Source organism: Nitrospira defluvii (genome assembly GCF_905220995.1).
Lineage (GTDB): Bacteria > Nitrospirota > Nitrospiria > Nitrospirales > Nitrospiraceae > Nitrospira_A > Nitrospira_A defluvii_C.
The window spans coordinates 250,382-265,317 of the sequence record NZ_CAJNBJ010000001.1 but is presented as its reverse complement, the minus strand read 5'-3'; the positions used below and the strand labels follow the sequence as shown (position 1 = coordinate 265,317).

14 protein-coding genes are annotated in these 14,936 nt (G+C 57.6%); 11 read left to right on the top strand and 3 right to left on the bottom strand.

The window, feature by feature from the left end; all coding sequences use genetic code 11:
- The first annotated feature begins 28 nt into the window (after positions 1-28).
- From KJA79_RS01325 to bfr (KJA79_RS01275), 11 genes are all read left to right on the top strand, one after another.
- Positions 29-574 (top strand): RDD family protein, encoded by a 546-nt coding sequence (locus KJA79_RS01325; protein ID WP_213040203.1) that lies wholly within the window; start codon positions 29-31, stop codon positions 572-574.
- A gap of 65 nt (positions 575-639) precedes the next feature.
- Positions 640-1,671 (top strand): rod shape-determining protein, encoded by a 1,032-nt coding sequence (locus KJA79_RS01320; protein ID WP_213041338.1) that lies wholly within the window; start codon positions 640-642, stop codon positions 1,669-1,671.
- Between the two features lie 18 nt (positions 1,672-1,689).
- Positions 1,690-2,571 (top strand): rod shape-determining protein MreC, encoded by an 882-nt coding sequence (gene mreC, locus KJA79_RS01315; RefSeq protein WP_213040202.1) that lies wholly within the window; start codon positions 1,690-1,692, stop codon positions 2,569-2,571.
- A complete protein-coding gene (locus KJA79_RS01310; protein ID WP_213040201.1) occupies positions 2,568-3,068 on the top strand; it encodes a hypothetical protein in 501 nt (166 codons plus the stop codon). The genes mreC and KJA79_RS01310 overlap by 4 nt, the downstream gene beginning before the upstream one ends.
- A gap of 44 nt (positions 3,069-3,112) precedes the next feature.
- Positions 3,113-4,996, top strand: a complete 1,884-nt coding sequence (gene mrdA / locus KJA79_RS01305) for a penicillin-binding protein 2 (protein ID WP_213040200.1) — start codon at positions 3,113-3,115, stop codon at positions 4,994-4,996.
- Positions 4,996-6,114 carry a rod shape-determining protein RodA gene (rodA, locus tag KJA79_RS01300; protein ID WP_213040199.1) on the top strand — a complete coding sequence of 373 codons (1,119 nt, stop codon included), beginning with the start codon at positions 4,996-4,998 and terminating at the stop codon, positions 6,112-6,114. Before mrdA ends, rodA begins: the two co-directional genes overlap by 1 nt.
- A gap of 144 nt (positions 6,115-6,258) precedes the next feature.
- A complete protein-coding gene (locus tag KJA79_RS01295) occupies positions 6,259-7,770 on the top strand; it encodes an Rne/Rng family ribonuclease (protein WP_213040198.1) in 1,512 nt (503 codons plus the stop codon).
- A gap of 113 nt (positions 7,771-7,883) precedes the next feature.
- Positions 7,884-9,023: a DNA-processing protein DprA gene (dprA, locus tag KJA79_RS01290; protein ID WP_246507337.1), complete on the top strand. Its 1,140-nt coding sequence runs from the start codon at positions 7,884-7,886 to the stop codon at positions 9,021-9,023.
- An 81-nt stretch (positions 9,024-9,104) separates the two neighbouring features.
- Positions 9,105-11,441, top strand: coding sequence for a type I DNA topoisomerase (topA, locus tag KJA79_RS01285; RefSeq protein WP_213040197.1), 2,337 nt, complete (start codon positions 9,105-9,107; stop codon positions 11,439-11,441).
- 303 nt (positions 11,442-11,744) lie between these two features.
- Positions 11,745-12,221: a bacterioferritin gene (gene bfr, locus KJA79_RS01280; RefSeq protein ID WP_213040196.1), complete on the top strand. Its 477-nt coding sequence runs from the start codon at positions 11,745-11,747 to the stop codon at positions 12,219-12,221.
- 35 nt (positions 12,222-12,256) lie between these two features.
- Positions 12,257-12,733: a bacterioferritin gene (gene bfr / locus KJA79_RS01275; protein WP_213040195.1), complete on the top strand. Its 477-nt coding sequence runs from the start codon at positions 12,257-12,259 to the stop codon at positions 12,731-12,733.
- Between the two features lie 210 nt (positions 12,734-12,943).
- Here the strand turns inward: bfr (KJA79_RS01275) and KJA79_RS23235 are convergent, their stop codons facing one another.
- From KJA79_RS23235 to KJA79_RS01260, 3 genes are all read right to left on the bottom strand, one after another.
- Positions 12,944-13,267 carry a helix-turn-helix transcriptional regulator gene (locus KJA79_RS23235; protein ID WP_425518098.1) on the bottom strand — a complete coding sequence of 108 codons (324 nt, stop codon included), beginning with the start codon at positions 13,265-13,267 and terminating at the stop codon, positions 12,944-12,946.
- Positions 13,268-13,542: 275 nt separating this feature from the next.
- On the bottom strand, positions 13,543-14,292 hold the full coding sequence (locus tag KJA79_RS01265) for an HD-GYP domain-containing protein (protein ID WP_213040193.1): 750 nt from the start codon (positions 14,290-14,292) through the stop codon (positions 13,543-13,545).
- 93 nt (positions 14,293-14,385) lie between these two features.
- Complete coding sequence (locus KJA79_RS01260) at positions 14,386-14,916, bottom strand: hypothetical protein (protein ID WP_213040192.1); 531 nt, start codon at positions 14,914-14,916, stop codon at positions 14,386-14,388.
- Between the last annotated feature and the right edge of the window lie 20 nt (positions 14,917-14,936).

Sequence of the window (14,936 nt, the reverse complement as noted above, 5' to 3'; positions counted from 1 at the left end):
CGACAGCAAAGGCAAGAGCTAGAATCGCATGGAGCGCGGGTGTGAGAAGATTGCGACTTTGTTTGTGCAGGTTCGAGAGATTTGTTATAGTGACGACGAATTGGGGAGATTTCCGGTGGCGGAGGAGGCAATCGGGCACAGCCCGGTGGAACTGGGTGTCTATCCCAAGGCCCAGGTGCTGAATCGCTTCATCGCCAAAACGATCGATCTCCTGATCGTGGCGGCGGCGGGCAAACTGGTCCCTCCAATCGGTGTTCTTGCCGGACTTGCCTACATTCTGCTGGCCGACGGATTTGGTGGTGGTCGCAGTGTCGGGAAGCGGCTTATCGGGCTTCAAACCATCGTCCCACGTACACGGGATCCGGCGGGCTTCCGGGAGTCGATTATCCGTAATCTGCCTTGCGGACTTGCCCAGCTGGCGTTTGAAATTCCGTATGTGGGTTGGATCGGATGGGGAGCGCTGCTCTCGCTGGAAGGGTTGCTGGTCATCGGGAATGAACAGGGGCGCCGGTTGGGTGATGACATCGCCAAGACGCAGGTGCTGGAAACCGGACAACTGGAAGTGTCGGACTGAACGTGTAATGCGGCTGCGCGCAGGAATCGTGTGAAGGGAGAGTCCTAGTGGGCTTCATGAGTGACATGTTCGGGTGGTTCTCCAACGATCTCGCGATCGATTTGGGAACGGCGACGACTCTCGTGTACGTCCAGGGAAAGGGTATCGTGTTAAACGAGCCCTCCGTGGTCGCCGTGGAGAAGAAGACGGAACGCGTGATGGCCGTCGGCGCTGATGCGAAACGGATGTTGGGGCGTACGCCGGGGAATATCATCGCGGTGCGCCCGATGAAGGAAGGCGTCATCGCCGACTTCGAAAAGGCTGAGGCGATGCTGAGTCACTTCATTCAGAAGGCTCATAACCGAACGGCGTTCGTCCGGCCCCGCATCATCATCGGTGTTCCGTCCCGGATTACCCAGGTGGAGCAGCGTGCGGTCCGGGATTCCGCCGAACTCGCCGGTGCGCGTGAAGTGTATTTGATCGAAGAACCGGTGGCGGCCGCTATCGGCGCTGGGTTGCCGATTACTGAACCATCGGGAAACATGGTGGTGGACATCGGCGGCGGAACGACGGACATCGCCGTGATCTCGTTGGGTGGCATCGTCTACAGCGAGTCGGTCAAGGTGGCCGGCGACCGGATGGATGACGCCATCATGAATTACATCAAGAAGAAATATAATCTGCTCATCGGAGAGCACATGGCCGAACGGATCAAGTTTGAGATCGGCTCGGCCTATCCCTTCGAAGAGCGGAAAACCATGATGATCAAGGGGCGCGACCTGATCTCCGGTATTCCGCGCACGCTGGTGGTGGATGATGCCGAAGTCAGGGAGGCGTTACAGGAACCCATAGGAACCATCGTCAATGCCATCAAGGTGGCGCTTGAAAATACACCACCTGAATTGGCCGGAGACATCATCGATCGTGGTATCGTGTTGACTGGCGGCGGATCTTTGCTGAAGGGAATGGACACTCGGTTTCGTGAAGAGACCAATCTTCCGATCATTACGGTCGACGACCCGCTGACCTCGGTGGTCTTGGGAGTGGGGAAGATTCTCGACGAGTTGGACCTTCTGCGCAAAGTCTCGGTTATGTCGCAGTGCAGTACCTCTCGATGACCTCCATCCCGAGTGTGGATGGCTATATCGCGCTCTACATACGGCACCCGGCGTCTCGCCATCGCCTTGTTCGCCTGCTTGCTGATCGCCCTCTTTCTGCTTCCTAGCCAAAGCCAGAGGTTGTTGCAGTATGTCGGAGGCCCGTTGGGGCAGGTCCTGAGTGTGCCCCTCGCCGCGTTTTCCTCCGTGGATCATGGAATTTCCGACGCCTGGAACAGCTATGTCGCTCTACAGACCGTGCATGAGGAGAACCGCCAGCTGCGCCGCGACATTGACCTGTTGAAGGGCCAGAACAATCAGCTGCGCGAGTCCGTGGCCGCGTCGCAGCGGTACGAGACGCTCCTGAACTTCAAGCAGCAGTCGCCCTCGCAAACCGTGGCCGCGCAGGTCATCGGTCGGGATGCCACCAACTGGTACCGTGGGATGATTCTCAATAAAGGCGAGAGTGACGGGGTGCGGCCGGAAATGGGTGTGGTCACTCCTGCTGGGGTTGTCGGGCGCATCGTCAAAACCAACTCCACGTCGTCCGTCGTCCTGCTCGTCACCGATCCCAACAATGCGATCGCCGGTGTGGTACAGCGGACCCGTGATGAAGGGATCGTCGAAGGCACCAGTAACGGCCGCGCGCGACTCAAGTACATTCCGCTGTTGTCGCGGGTTCAAGCGGGTGACCGCGTCGTCACATCCGGTTTGACCGGAGCCTTTCCACGTGGGCTGGCGATCGGAGGGCTGACTCAAGTCGAAAAATCAGAAGGCGATCTGTTTCAGTCGGCCGAGATTGAGCCGGAAGTCGATCTGTCCAAGCTGGACGAAGTGCTGATCATTACGGCCCCCTATGACGATGCCGAGGCCGCGCAGAAGTTGCTGCAGGAAATCCATGGGGATCGAAAGAAGCCATGAAGTTTCTGTTGTACCTCCTCCTGGCGTTGGTCGTGGTTCCCTTTCAGACCACGCTGCTGCATTACCTCAGTGTGTTCGGCGTCCGTCCCGATCTTGGGTTAGTGGCCGCTTGCCTTGTGGGGTTTCTTGGCGGCGAACTCGACGGGCTGATGCTCGGCCTCATTCTGGGATGCTTTCAAGATATGTTGTCTGCGGGAGATCTGTGGATCAACGTAGTGACGAAGGGGGGCAGCGGGTTTCTGGCCGGATTGGCCGGGCGCCATATGGCACATATCACGCCGGCGGTCATGACGGCGGGATTGGCGATTATTTCCTGTCTGTCGAGCGCAGTATTTCTTTACTCGTTGAATCCCGCCGGCTTGGATGAAGTGTGGCTGGGGGTGCGATCGACTATTCTCGTGCAAGCGGGGCTCGACGCAGCCCTCGGTGCCGGTCTCTATCTGTTGTTCCGGGAACGCTGGTCCGATGATCGGATGGTCACGGAGGGGACGCTCTAAGTCAGTCCCGATTTTCCGCGGGAGTCGGTAACGAGCAGGCGACAATGGCGACGGCAGGATTCAACGATTCCGAGCTCCTGGATCTTCAGCGGCGGCTGGTCATTCTGCGGGTAGGCCTCCTGCTGGTGGTGGGTCTGCTCGCGTTGCGCTTGTGGCACCTCCAGATTCGAGAGGGCCCCTACTACCGGGATCTTTCCGAGAACAACCGGACACGCTCCGTGGTGCTCGAACCGGCGCGAGGGCTTATTTTCGACCGAAACGGCCTGTTGCTGGCCAACAATGTGCCGAGTTTCGCCCTGTACGTCACGCTGGAAGATGTAAAGGATCGCGCCGCGCTGGTGGGTCAATTAGCCTCGTTGCTCAGCCTTGATCCGGAGTTGATTCAGAAGAAACTGTCGATCGGTAAGGGGGGCAAATTACAGCCTCGCAAGATCAAAGACCGGTTGACGTTGCGCGAGGCGACGCTGATTGAGTCTCACCGTCTGGATTTACCGGGAGTGATGATCCAGGTCGAGTCACAGCGGAACTATCCTGCAGGGGATGTGGCGGCGCATTTGTTGGGGTATGTCGGCGAAGTCTCGGCCGATCAGCTTGAGAAACCAGATTTTGCCGATCTTCATCAGGGCAGCATTGTCGGTCAATATGGCGTCGAAAAATGGTTCGATCGTCAGGTGCGCGGGCGGGCTGGGCAGAAGAGCGTCGAAGTCGATGCGCTCGGCCATGAAAAACGTGCCATTGTATCGGATAAGCCGGTGGCGGGGGATGATCTCTACCTCACCATCGATGCCCGGCTCCAGAAGATCGCCGAGGATCTTCTGGGCGAAGAATCCGGGGCCATCGTGGCGCTCGACCCCACGAACGGCGATATTTTGGCGATGGCGAGTCGTCCGGGGTTCGACCCTAACGTGTTGTCCAAAGAATTGACCAACAAGCAATGGGTAGAGATCGTGCAGAATGAACGCCGCCCGCTGAACAATCGTGCCACGCAAGGACAGTATCCTCCCGGCTCGACCTTCAAAGTCATCATGGCGGCAGCCGCACTCGAATCCAACACGGTGACCCCTTCGACCATGGTGCGGTGCAACGGCGGGTATCAATTCGGCAATCGGCTGTTTCGTGATTGGAAACAGGGCGGGCATGGATCGGTGGACCTGAACGAGGCGTTGATCCATTCTTGTGACGTCTACTTTTACACCGTCGGCCAGCGTATGGGAATCGACACGATTGCCGAATACGCGAAACAGTTCGGTTTGGGGCAGGAGACTGGCGTGGAATTGCCGTCCGAACGGGTGGGCATCGTCCCGTCCACGGCCTGGAAGCAAAAGGCGCGGAATCAGCCCTGGTATCCGGGCGAAACCATTTCTGCTGCCATCGGACAGGGGTATGTGACTGTCACTCCGCTGCAGATGGCCAGCGTCATCGGCACGGTTGCCAATGATGGGGTGTCGGTCAAGCCGCGATTGGTGCAAGCGGTGATGAATCGGGCCACTGGCGAACGGGCTGAATTCCCGCCGGCGGTTCGCGGAAAGGTGGCGGTGAAGCCGGCGACCATTGCGCTCATCAAGGAGGCGCTGGCCGACGTGGTGACCAAGGGAACGGCGACGCGGGCCAAGTCGTCCCTCGTCACGATCGGCGGGAAAACCGGAACGGCCCAGACCGCGGCGCTGCGCACCGGCCCGGAGAAGGACATTCCCAAGAAGTTCCGGGACCACGCCTGGTTCGTGGCCTTCGCGCCGGTCGAAGCGCCGCGTATCGCCGTGGCTGTTTTGGCCGAGCATATGGGCCATGGTGGATCGGCCGCCGCGCCTCTGGCGAAAGATGTGATCGAAGCCTATGTGAAAGCGTATCCCGAAGTTCTCCACGGTGTTCCCTCTAACGGGCGGGCAAAGTCGACTGCACCGGCAGTCGGCACGCGACCGAACTTGTGATGATTGATCGGGTGATCGACAGTCGAGGGCTCGATAGTTTCGATCTTCGCTTCATGGGGCTGGTGGCGGTCATCCTGTCGGTCGGGGTGCTCTCCATCTACAGCGTGACGCATTCGCAGGATACGGCCTTTCCGTTTTACCTCAAACAGCTGGTCTGGATTCTCCTGGGAACGGTGGCGTTCCTGGTGATGTATCTGTCGGACTACCACAAGATCGCGCGCTTGGCCTATCCGACCTACGCGGTCATTTTGATTATGCTGGCGGTGGTGCTGTTCATGGGGAAATCCAGCCGCGGTGCTCAGCGGTGGATTCCTATCGGCCCCTTTGCCTTTCAGCCGTCGGAGTTTGCCAAGTTGGTGCTGGTCTTGGTATTGGCCAACTATTATTCTCGGGCTCCTCGCGTCGGCTGGTTGCATCGGGTGGTCTTGCCGGGGCTGATTGTGTTGCCGGGCCTGTTGCTCATTCTCAAGCAGCCGGATTTGGGCAGTGGTCTCAGCTTTTTGGCGGTCTACGCAGCCATGCTGCTGATGGTCGGGGTCAGATCGAAGGCCTTGGGGATTATTCTGTTGCTTTCGGTCATGCTGTTTCCGTTTGTTTGGGAAATGGTTTGGGCGTCACTGCATGACTACCAGCGTGAACGGGTCATGGCCTTTGTGGACCCGGATTATGATCCGGGAGGCAAGGGGTATCACGCTCTGCAATCGAGGATTGCTATTGGTTCAGGGGAACTGTCGGGAAAGGGGCTGTACGGCGGCACACAAAGTCAGCTGAAGTTCCTGCCAGAAGGCCACACCGATTTTGTGTTTGCCGTCTATGCGGAGGAATGGGGCTTCGTTGGGGTCTTAGTGCTATTGGCTTTGTTTATCGCGCTGATATGGGTGTCATTGGAAATTGCCGCGCGTGCGAAGGACACGCTGGGGGCGCTACTCGCGGCAGGCATCGTCGCCATGTTGTGTTTTTGCGTCGTGGTCAATATCGGCATGACCGCGGGGATGTTTCCCATCGTGGGTATTCCGCTTCCTCTCGTGAGTTATGGAGGCAGCGCGACCATCATGACCATGGCGTCATTAGGGCTGTTATTGAACGTCAAGCGACGTCGGCTGACCCTGTTTTACTAGGCCATGCCTGGACAGAGGCCGAGTCGTTGTGAAATAACCATGTGAACCAGATCGGCGCTGAAACGACAGCGAGACGAGTCACAACCCGGACTACGTGTCCGCGTGCGTCTGCCGGTCCGTCGATCTGAGTGTAAAGGAGTGTCTATGGGTGTGGAGATCGCAATCAGTATCGCGCGGGAAGAAACCCGCGTGGCGGTGTTGGATAACGGGGTCGTCACGGATTTGTATGGTGACCGCGCCAAGGACCAGGACTACGTCGGCAACATTTACAAGGGCCGGGTGGCGAAGGTGCTCCCGGGTATGCAAGCGGCCTTCATCGATATCGGGCTGGAGAAGGCGGCGTTCATGCACGTGTCCGATCTATCGATAGATATCGAGCCGGGCGACACCCTTGTTGAGGGTGACGATGAGGACAATAAAGATTCTGAGGTTCCCAAGCCCAAGCGGCAGAGCTCAAAGCCTATCGAAGAGTTGCTGTCCGAAGGGCAGGAAGTGATGGTGCAGATTTCGAAGGGGCCGATCGGCACGAAGGGGTCGCGCGTCACGACGTATGTCTCGTTGCCGGGTCGATACCTGGTGTTTATGCCGACGGTGGAGCATATCGGCGTGTCCCGCCGGATTCCCCGCGATGAGGAGCGGGCGCGATTGAAAGAAATCATGAAGCGGGCTCGCCGGCCGGGGTACGGCTACATCGTCCGGACGGTCAGCGAAGGGGTCAAGGAAGAAGAGCTGCGCTCCGACGTCGAGTTCCTCCATGTCTTGTGGCAGGACGTCCTGACGAAACGCGATCAGCAGCCTGCTCCCAGCCTGCTCCACAGTGATTTAAGTTTGAGCTTTCGCGTGGTGCGGGATCTGTTCGGCCGGCGTGTCGACCGGTTGCTGATCGATTCACGGGACGAATACAACGCAATCAAGGGATTCGTGCAGCGGTTTTCTCCGGAACAAACCTCCCGCATCCATTTTTACGACAAAGAAGAAAGCCTTTTCGACTACCTGGGTGTGGAACAGGAGATCACCCGAGCGATGAGCCGGAAGGTGTGGCTCAAGTCGGGCGGCTACCTGGTCATTGATCACACCGAGGCCATGACGGTCATCGATGTGAATACCGGGCGATTTGTCGGCAAGCGAGATCAGGAAGAAACCATCCTGCGGAATAACTTGGAGGCGGCGCGGGAGATCGCGTACCAGGTCAAGTTACGGGGAATCGGCGGGATCATCATCGTCGATTTTATCGACATGGAGCGGGAAAAGAATCGTGACAAGGTCTACCATGCGCTGGTGGATGCGATGTCTTCGGACAAGGCTCGCACGCGAATCTCCAGAGTCTCGGATCTCGGATTGATTGAAATCTCCCGTGAGCGTGTGCGGGAAGATTTGCTCCGTTCTCTGTCCGAGCCCTGCCACTACTGCGATGGCCGCGGGTACACCAAGTCTCCCATGTCGGTGGCCTATGAAATTTTCCGGGAAGTGCGTCGACTCGGTCATGAAATCGAACAACAGCGTGTCGTGGTGGGAGCGCATCCTGCCGTGGCGTTGCTGTTGCAGGAGCAAGAGCTGTCGGGAGTCGAGGATCTTGAGCGGCGGTATAGTGCCAAGATTCTCGTGACTCCGGACGAACGGTTGCATCTGGAACAGTTCGACCTTGTCGTGATGTAGCGCGGGACCTCGTGCCCCACGGCCGATTCCGATCGGACACCCCACAGCCGCCCGGCTTTCTCCAATACAATGGCCCCCTGGGTCGTCCCAGCCTTGCGAGGACAGATCGGACGATGGTGAACAGTCATTCTCTCCGGCCCTGGCTGATGCTTCGCGCAATTCCCGGGGTGGGCGATGCGGTGCTGCTCAAGTTGGTGCAGGTGTTCGGGGATCCAGAGGCAGTGTTCTCCGCGACGCAAGCCGCTTTGGAAGATGTCGGGTGTCGGCCGCAGTTGGGCGAGGCAATTCGTCGCGGGCCTGATGCTGATGCGATCAAGCAGCTTGACCATGAATTAACGCAATTGCAGCAGCGAAGGATCTCGGTGTGGACCTATCTGGATTCACGCTATCCTGCGCCGCTAAAGAGGATTGCGGATCCGCCCCCGCTGCTCTATGTCCAGGGCACGTTGGAGGAGGCCGACCGGCGGGCCGTGGCGATTGTCGGAACACGGAAGGTGAGTACGGCCGGACGAGCGTTTGCCGAGGAATTGGCGTCTGACTTGGCGGCCTTGGGATTTACGATCGTCAGCGGGTTAGCCCGCGGAGTCGACGCGGCTGCTCATCGCGGTGCCTTGGCCGGACAGGGACGGACACTCGCGGTAATGGGTTGCGGACTGGACCGTACATACCCAGCCGATCATCGGCAGCTGCGCGAGTCGATTGAGAAGCAGGGGGCGGTATTGTCCGAACTGCCGTTGGGGGCTGCCCCGAATAGTTATCATTTTCCTCGCCGCAATCGCATCATCAGCGGATTGTCGCTGGGGGTCATCGTCACGGAGGCTACCGTGCAGAGCGGCTCTCTCATCACCGCGCGATTAGCCGGTGAGCAGGGGCGTGAGGTGTTTGCAGTGCCGGGCTTCGTGAAGGCCGAGAATAGCCGCGGTCCGAATAGCCTGCTCAAAGACGGCGCGAGACTGGTCGAATCGGCGCAAGATATCGTCGAAGAATTGCTGCCGCAGCTTGATGCCCCGTTCCGCGAACAGCTCAGTGCGCGGGGAACGGCGAAGAAGCGATCAGGCTTCGTGTTAGCCGCCGACGAGGCGCGTGTGTATGCAGCCCTGTCCGTCCTGCCGCAGTCGGTAGATGACGTGATTCGACGAAGTGAACTGCCCGCCGCTCAGGTGGCGGCGCTGTTGCTCTCATTGGAATTGAAGAATTGCGTCCGACAGTTGCCCGGCAATGAGTACGTACGGCTTTCGAACGAGATCCCTTGAGAGATTAGAGCTGACAAGGCTTCGAGATTTGTTATAGTGGGTGTGGTAGTCTGGCGCAGGCATTGAGGAACCTGGATCGATATGGCCAAATCGCTGATCATTGTTGAGTCGCCGACGAAGGCGCGCACTATCACGAAATATCTCGGCCGTGGCTACTCCGTGATGGCCTCCGTCGGACACGTCAAAGACCTGCCGACCAGTAAATTGGGTGTCGATCTGGAACATGATTTCGAGCCCCAATACGTCACAATCAAGGGAAAATCCAAGGTTCTTGCGGATATCAAGAAGAAAGCCCAGGAGGTGGACACCGTCTTTCTGGCGCCGGACCCGGATCGCGAAGGGGAAGCGATCGCCTGGCATATTGCCCAGGAGTTACACGGCAAGGGTAAGAAAAAGGACGGCAAGGTCTTTCGGGTCTTGTTCAACGAAATCACGGAATCGGCGATCAAACGTGCGCTGAAGTCGCCGGGCGAGATCGATATCAAGCTGGTGCAGGCGCAACAGGCCCGCCGCGTGCTTGATCGCATCGTCGGGTACCAGGGCAGCCAGTTGTTGTGGAAAAAGGTCCGCCGCGGCCTCAGCATGGGGCGGGTCCAGTCAGTGGCGGTTCGGCTCATTTGCGATCGAGAGAAGGAGCGCGAAGCGTTCCGGGCGGAAGAATACTGGTCCATCGTCGCGCTCTTGAGCGGGGTGAATCCTCCAGCCTTCGAGGCGAAGTTACATTCCGTCAACGGGCAGGACGCGGACATCGGCACCAGTGAACAGGCCGATCGCATTCTCCAAGCCGTGCAGGGGAAGGCGTTCGTGGTTCAATCGATTGAGCGGAAGGAAAAGAAGCGGAACCCTGTGGCGCCGTTTATTACCAGCCGGCTTCAGCAGGAGGCTGCCAGGAAACTGCACTTCACGCCCAAGAAGACCATGACGCTGGCGCAGCAGCTCTATGAAGGGGTGGAAATTGGCGCGGAAGGTCAGACCGGCCTCATCACCTATATGCGAACGGATTCGCCGAGAATTTCACAAGAGGCGACTGAGGATGCCAGGGCGGTGATTGGGGAGCGATTCGGGGCGGAGTATCTGCCGGCCACGCCGAATGTATACAAGACGCAAAAGGCCGCGCAGGAAGCCCATGAAGCGATTCGTCCAACCGTCGCGGCTCGTGATCCGGAATCGATCAAGCAGTACCTCGAGCAGGATCAGTATAACCTCTATAAGCTGATTTGGAACCGATTCATCGCGTCGCAGATGGTTCCCGCTATTTTGGACGTCACGCGGGTGGATTCGAGTCCCGTCGGGACTGCGGATCGTTATGTGTTTCGCACGACCGGGACCGTCGTCAAGTTCCCGGGACATACGGCGGTGTATCTTGAAGGAACCGATGCGATCCTGCCTTCGCAGAAGCCGAAAAGCGAGCAGGAGTCCGAAGATGAATCAGATCGTCAACTCCCGGTCCTGAGTGAAGGCGAGTCGTTGCGTCTCGTGAGCCAAGAGGGCCAGACCGCACCGGGCTTGGTGTCCAAACAACACTTCACGCAACCACCACCGCGATACAATGAAGCACTGTTGATTCGAGAACTGGAAGAGAAGGGCATCGGACGTCCGTCGACCTATGCCACCATTATCTCGACGATTCAGGACCGGAAATATGTCGAGAAGCTTGAGGGGAGGTTTCTGCCGACCGAAACCGGGCGAACGGTGAATGACTTTTTGTTGAAGGGCTTTCCGGATCTCCTGGACACCGAATTTACGTCCCACATGGAAGAACAACTCGACGAGGTTGAGGAGGGCACGAAGCCCTGGGTCTCGGCAGTGCGGGAGTTTTATACTCCGTTCGTGAGAGAAATGGAGCTGGCGCAGAGTATTCCGGGGCCCAAAGATACCGTCGAGCCCCCGACGAACCTGCCCTGTGAAAAGTGCGGCCGCATGATGGAGATCAAGTGGGGACGGAACGGGAAGTTCCTGGCCTGTCCTGCGTACAAAGAAGAGCCTCCGTGCAAGAATACGCAAAACTTTGAACGATTGCCGGATGGGACCATCAAGATCGTTCCCAAGCTCGAAGAAACGACGGACGAGAAATGTGACAAGTGCTCCAGTCCCATGGTCGTCAAATCGGGGCGCTTCGGCAAGTTTCTCGCCTGTTCCGCCTACCCGGAATGTAAGACGACCAAAGCCATCGCATTGGGCGTGAAATGTCCCCAACCAGGTTGCGGTGGCGATCTGGTTCAGAAGCGTACGAAAAAAGGCCGAAACTTCTACTCCTGCGGGCGTTACCCAGAATGTGAATTCGCGCTCTGGGATCGCCCCATCAATAAGCCATGTCCCACGTGCCACGCTCCCTTCCTTATCGAGAAGGTCAGCAAGCAGGCCGGCCGCTCTGTGCAGTGTCGTAACGAAGAGTGCGGGTATCGCGAAGCGGGATAACCGGTCTCGGCGTATCTCTGGGCTCTGTAGGTCGAGTCACCTCCTCACCTCTGTTCACCTCCCCGCGTGTCAAAACTCTGACCCGCTGTGCGTTCACGATAGACTCGCGCGGTTGTTCTGATGAAGGAAATGAGAAGCGTTCTCGACGAAGTTGATAACCCTCCTCATTACTACGTACTTCTCTTGTTGACAATCGCTTCGAGAATCTCTAAGTAAGGAGTAGGATATGTTCAGTGAGCATGGAGCGACCAGGGCCATCCGACTCGGGATTCAGAGGGTGTTCACGGCCGGAAGGAGGGACATATGAAAGCGAAACAGGGTGTGATCGAATTGCTGAATAAAGTGCTGACGGCTGATCTCACCGCGATCAATCAATATTTCGTCCATGCGAAGATGTGCGCGAACTGGGGATACGAGCGGCTTCACCACAAAGTGAGGGAGCGTAGCATCGATGAGATGAAGGATGCCGACGAATTGATCAGCCACATTTTGTATCTTGAGGGCGTGCCCAACGTTCAGCGGATGAATACCGTGCATATCGGAGAAACGGTTGCTGAGCAGTTGAAGCTCGATCTCAAGGCCGAACAGGAAATGCTGACGTTGTTGAGCGACGGGGTCACCCATTGTGCAAAGGTCGGTGATTTTACAACCAGGCACATGCTTGAGGACATGGCCAAAGATGTAGATGCGCATATCGACTGGATCGAGACGCAAATGGAGACGATCAAACAGATCGGTCTCGAGAATTATCTGGCCGAGCAGATTAACAAGGACAGCTAACGAAGCGCCAGATCGGCGTGGTTATGGGGGCAGGGATGAAAGCGAAAGAGGGAGTTCTCGAGATTCTGAATAAGGTGTTGGTCAGCGAGCTCACGGCGGTGCACCAGTATCTGCTGCACGCGGCACTCTGCAAGCATTGGGGATATGGTCGACTGCACGAGCATTATAGCCACTTGGCGCAAGAGGAAGTCAGCCATTCCTCAGGCCTTATCGATCATATCTTGTACCTCGGTGGCGCCCCGGCAATGGATCGTCTGGATGCGGTAGCCGTGGGCAAGAAGGTGCCGGAGTTGTTCGAGGCTGACTTGGCGTTCGAGCGCGAAGATGCAGATGCATTGCGAGGTGGAATCGTGCACTGCGTGAAGGTCGGGGATTACACCACGCGACATCGGTTGGAGGAAATGATCGTCGATACTGAAGAGCATATCGAGTGGTTTGAGACCCATCTTCGCACGATCTCGCAGGTAGGGCTGGAGCGATATCTGGCCGAGCAGATTGCAGGCAAGTCGTAACTGACCTCTCTCATCCCACGCCGGTCGGCGTTTCTTGAACAGAAGTGCCGATCGGCCTGCCACTCTTTTTTCCTAACAATTCTCTTATCCCTCGGCCTGGCATGCCAGCCGGTTTTTTAGCCGGTTCCAGGTATGGCCGCAGTGCGCCGGTCTGCAGGAACGTGTGTGCAGACGGTCCTGCAAGCCGGTGCTCGATCACGGCCTCCCAGTCTACGCAGAACTGTCGGATGAGGAGTACCGGAATGGATGAATACCCTGGCGGGGTTGCTGCCGGATGTGGCGCATCCGTAACTCCATCGGGGAGTGTCCGGTCGCTCGCTTGAAGAAATGACTGAAGGCGAATTGGTCACTGAACCCTAAGCTCGCCGCGATTTCTGGCAGCGTCTGACCGCTGGTGCGAAGCAGTCTACTCCCGCGCTCGATCCGGTACCGGCGCAGATAAGTCGAAAAGGGTTCGCCCATCATTTTGGAGAACAAATCGGAACAGTATTTTTCTGAGTAACCTAGGAATTGTGCCAGCTCTTTGAGACTCATTCCTCGGTGGAGATTGTCGCTGATGAATGCTTTGATGCGCGCAGGGAGTGTAGGCGGAGCAGGAAGATATGACCCATGTGAGAGGATGGTATGTGACAGGTTGAAGAGATCGCAGACGAGAGCACGCAGTTCGTGCTCTGTTCGGACTTGCTCCAATCGATCCGCCCATTCGGGTGACTGTGTTCGAAGCTCGGCAGCAAGCATGTGTAGACGGTCTGCAAAATGTGGTGATGGAGAGGGTTTGGTCGTCATGTGGTGTCTCCTTCCCTGTGCGCTCAGCACGTCCTGAAAGTTGCGGCGGCGGGGCATGGGGCTTCTGGCCCCGCTTCAGTGGATGGGTTGAATAGTGCTCGGTCGTCGGCCTGCTGGCGCGCATCCTGCTCGGAGAGCAAGGCGCAGAATGTGGAACAGAGATCGGGGTCAAATTGGGATCCAGCGGAGGCGAGTAAGGCACGCAGGGCGGTGTGCCATGACGTCGAGCGGGAGGCAATGGTGTCGAACACATCTGCGATAGCCAGGAGTCTGGCCCCGACAGGAATGTAAACGCCTCGAAGCCCATAGGGATACCCAGCACCATCCCATCGCTCATGGTGATGGGCGATCAGCCGTGCTGGTTCGCAGAGAAACGAAAAGGCAGCAAGAAGGGCTGCGCCATCCCTGGGGTGACTTTGGAGGAGGGCATAGTCGTGTGATGAATGAGGGACGGTGTCGTCGCGGAGGTGCCCTGGTAGTGTCAGCAGTCCGATGTCGTGCAGCAATGCCGCATAGTGCAGGTCGAGGCACTGTTGTCGGTCCAGACCGATGTGTTTGGCAAGCAGGAGGGCATAGTGCGCAGTGCGTTCACCGTGACCGAAGTGGCCGGGGATCGAGGCTTCGATTTGACGGGCTAACCGTTGAAGCTGAATGATGCGAACTGATTCCAGCGCGTCCTGGGAAAGTTCAAGAGTGTCCAGGTTGCCAAGTTGTTGGCAGGCCTCCTGGATCAGTTGTGTCGCGGCATTGATTGGGACTGCTGGTCGATGCATGAGATGCCTCCCAAATAACAGAGCCCAGGACCGTGTGGCTCGATCCTGGGCTCTGGGCGAATGACCTCTGGCCTCTGTATGGAGAATAGGTGTTTAGGGTGGGGGCTTATGCCCGTCCCCATGTTTGCCAGCCATGAGCGGTTGTTTCAGGATCCACATTTCATGCAACGGGATCCACATCATCACGAGAAACGACAACATCATGAGCGTATCCCCCGTCAACATCGTCAGGACGAAGATCGGAGATACATAACTGATGAGCCAAGGGGAGACCAAATCGAGCCCTACCCCGGCGAACGAGAGCCACGAGATCCATACCTTCGTCGCGTGACTTGCATTTGTCAGATACAGCACATGAACGAGGATCATGAACACCACCGGCATGGTGAACAGGTGAAAGTGTGTGACTTCCGCCAATTCACGAAACGACATTGGTTCGCCGAAGGTGGCATCGGAGCCGCGATAGTGAGCAGCAATCCCTTGGGGGGAGAGGCCGGTCATGCTGTGAGCCCAGAAGAACGAAAAAAGAAACCCCACTAGCATGAGAAAGAGGAATTGCGTGTACAGCAGCCTGATGTGACGATCCGAATCACGCAGGCGGAATCGGGTATTGAAATTTCGCATGCCAGTGCAGAGCCTCGACG

Coding starts and splice junctions, on each gene's coding strand:
- KJA79_RS01320 (WP_213041338.1), top strand. CDS start 640: ATGTTCGGGTGGTTCTCCAACGATCTCGCGATCGATTTGGGAACGGCG.
- KJA79_RS01325 (WP_213040203.1), top strand. CDS start 29: ATGGAGCGCGGGTGTGAGAAGATTGCGACTTTGTTTGTGCAGGTTCGA.
- dprA (WP_246507337.1), top strand. CDS start 7,884: ATGGTGAACAGTCATTCTCTCCGGCCCTGGCTGATGCTTCGCGCAATT.
- mreC (WP_213040202.1), top strand. CDS start 1,690: ATGGCTATATCGCGCTCTACATACGGCACCCGGCGTCTCGCCATCGCC.
- bfr (WP_213040195.1), top strand. CDS start 12,257: ATGAAAGCGAAAGAGGGAGTTCTCGAGATTCTGAATAAGGTGTTGGTC.
- rodA (WP_213040199.1), top strand. CDS start 4,996: ATGATTGATCGGGTGATCGACAGTCGAGGGCTCGATAGTTTCGATCTT.
- KJA79_RS01310 (WP_213040201.1), top strand. CDS start 2,568: ATGAAGTTTCTGTTGTACCTCCTCCTGGCGTTGGTCGTGGTTCCCTTT.
- KJA79_RS01265 (WP_213040193.1), bottom strand. CDS start 14,292: ATGCATCGACCAGCAGTCCCAATCAATGCCGCGACACAACTGATCCAG.
- KJA79_RS01295 (WP_213040198.1), top strand. CDS start 6,259: ATGGGTGTGGAGATCGCAATCAGTATCGCGCGGGAAGAAACCCGCGTG.
- KJA79_RS01260 (WP_213040192.1), bottom strand. CDS start 14,916: ATGCGAAATTTCAATACCCGATTCCGCCTGCGTGATTCGGATCGTCAC.
- mrdA (WP_213040200.1), top strand. CDS start 3,113: ATGGCGACGGCAGGATTCAACGATTCCGAGCTCCTGGATCTTCAGCGG.
- KJA79_RS23235 (WP_425518098.1), bottom strand. CDS start 13,267: ATGAGTCTCAAAGAGCTGGCACAATTCCTAGGTTACTCAGAAAAATAC.
- bfr (WP_213040196.1), top strand. CDS start 11,745: ATGAAAGCGAAACAGGGTGTGATCGAATTGCTGAATAAAGTGCTGACG.
- topA (WP_213040197.1), top strand. CDS start 9,105: ATGGCCAAATCGCTGATCATTGTTGAGTCGCCGACGAAGGCGCGCACT.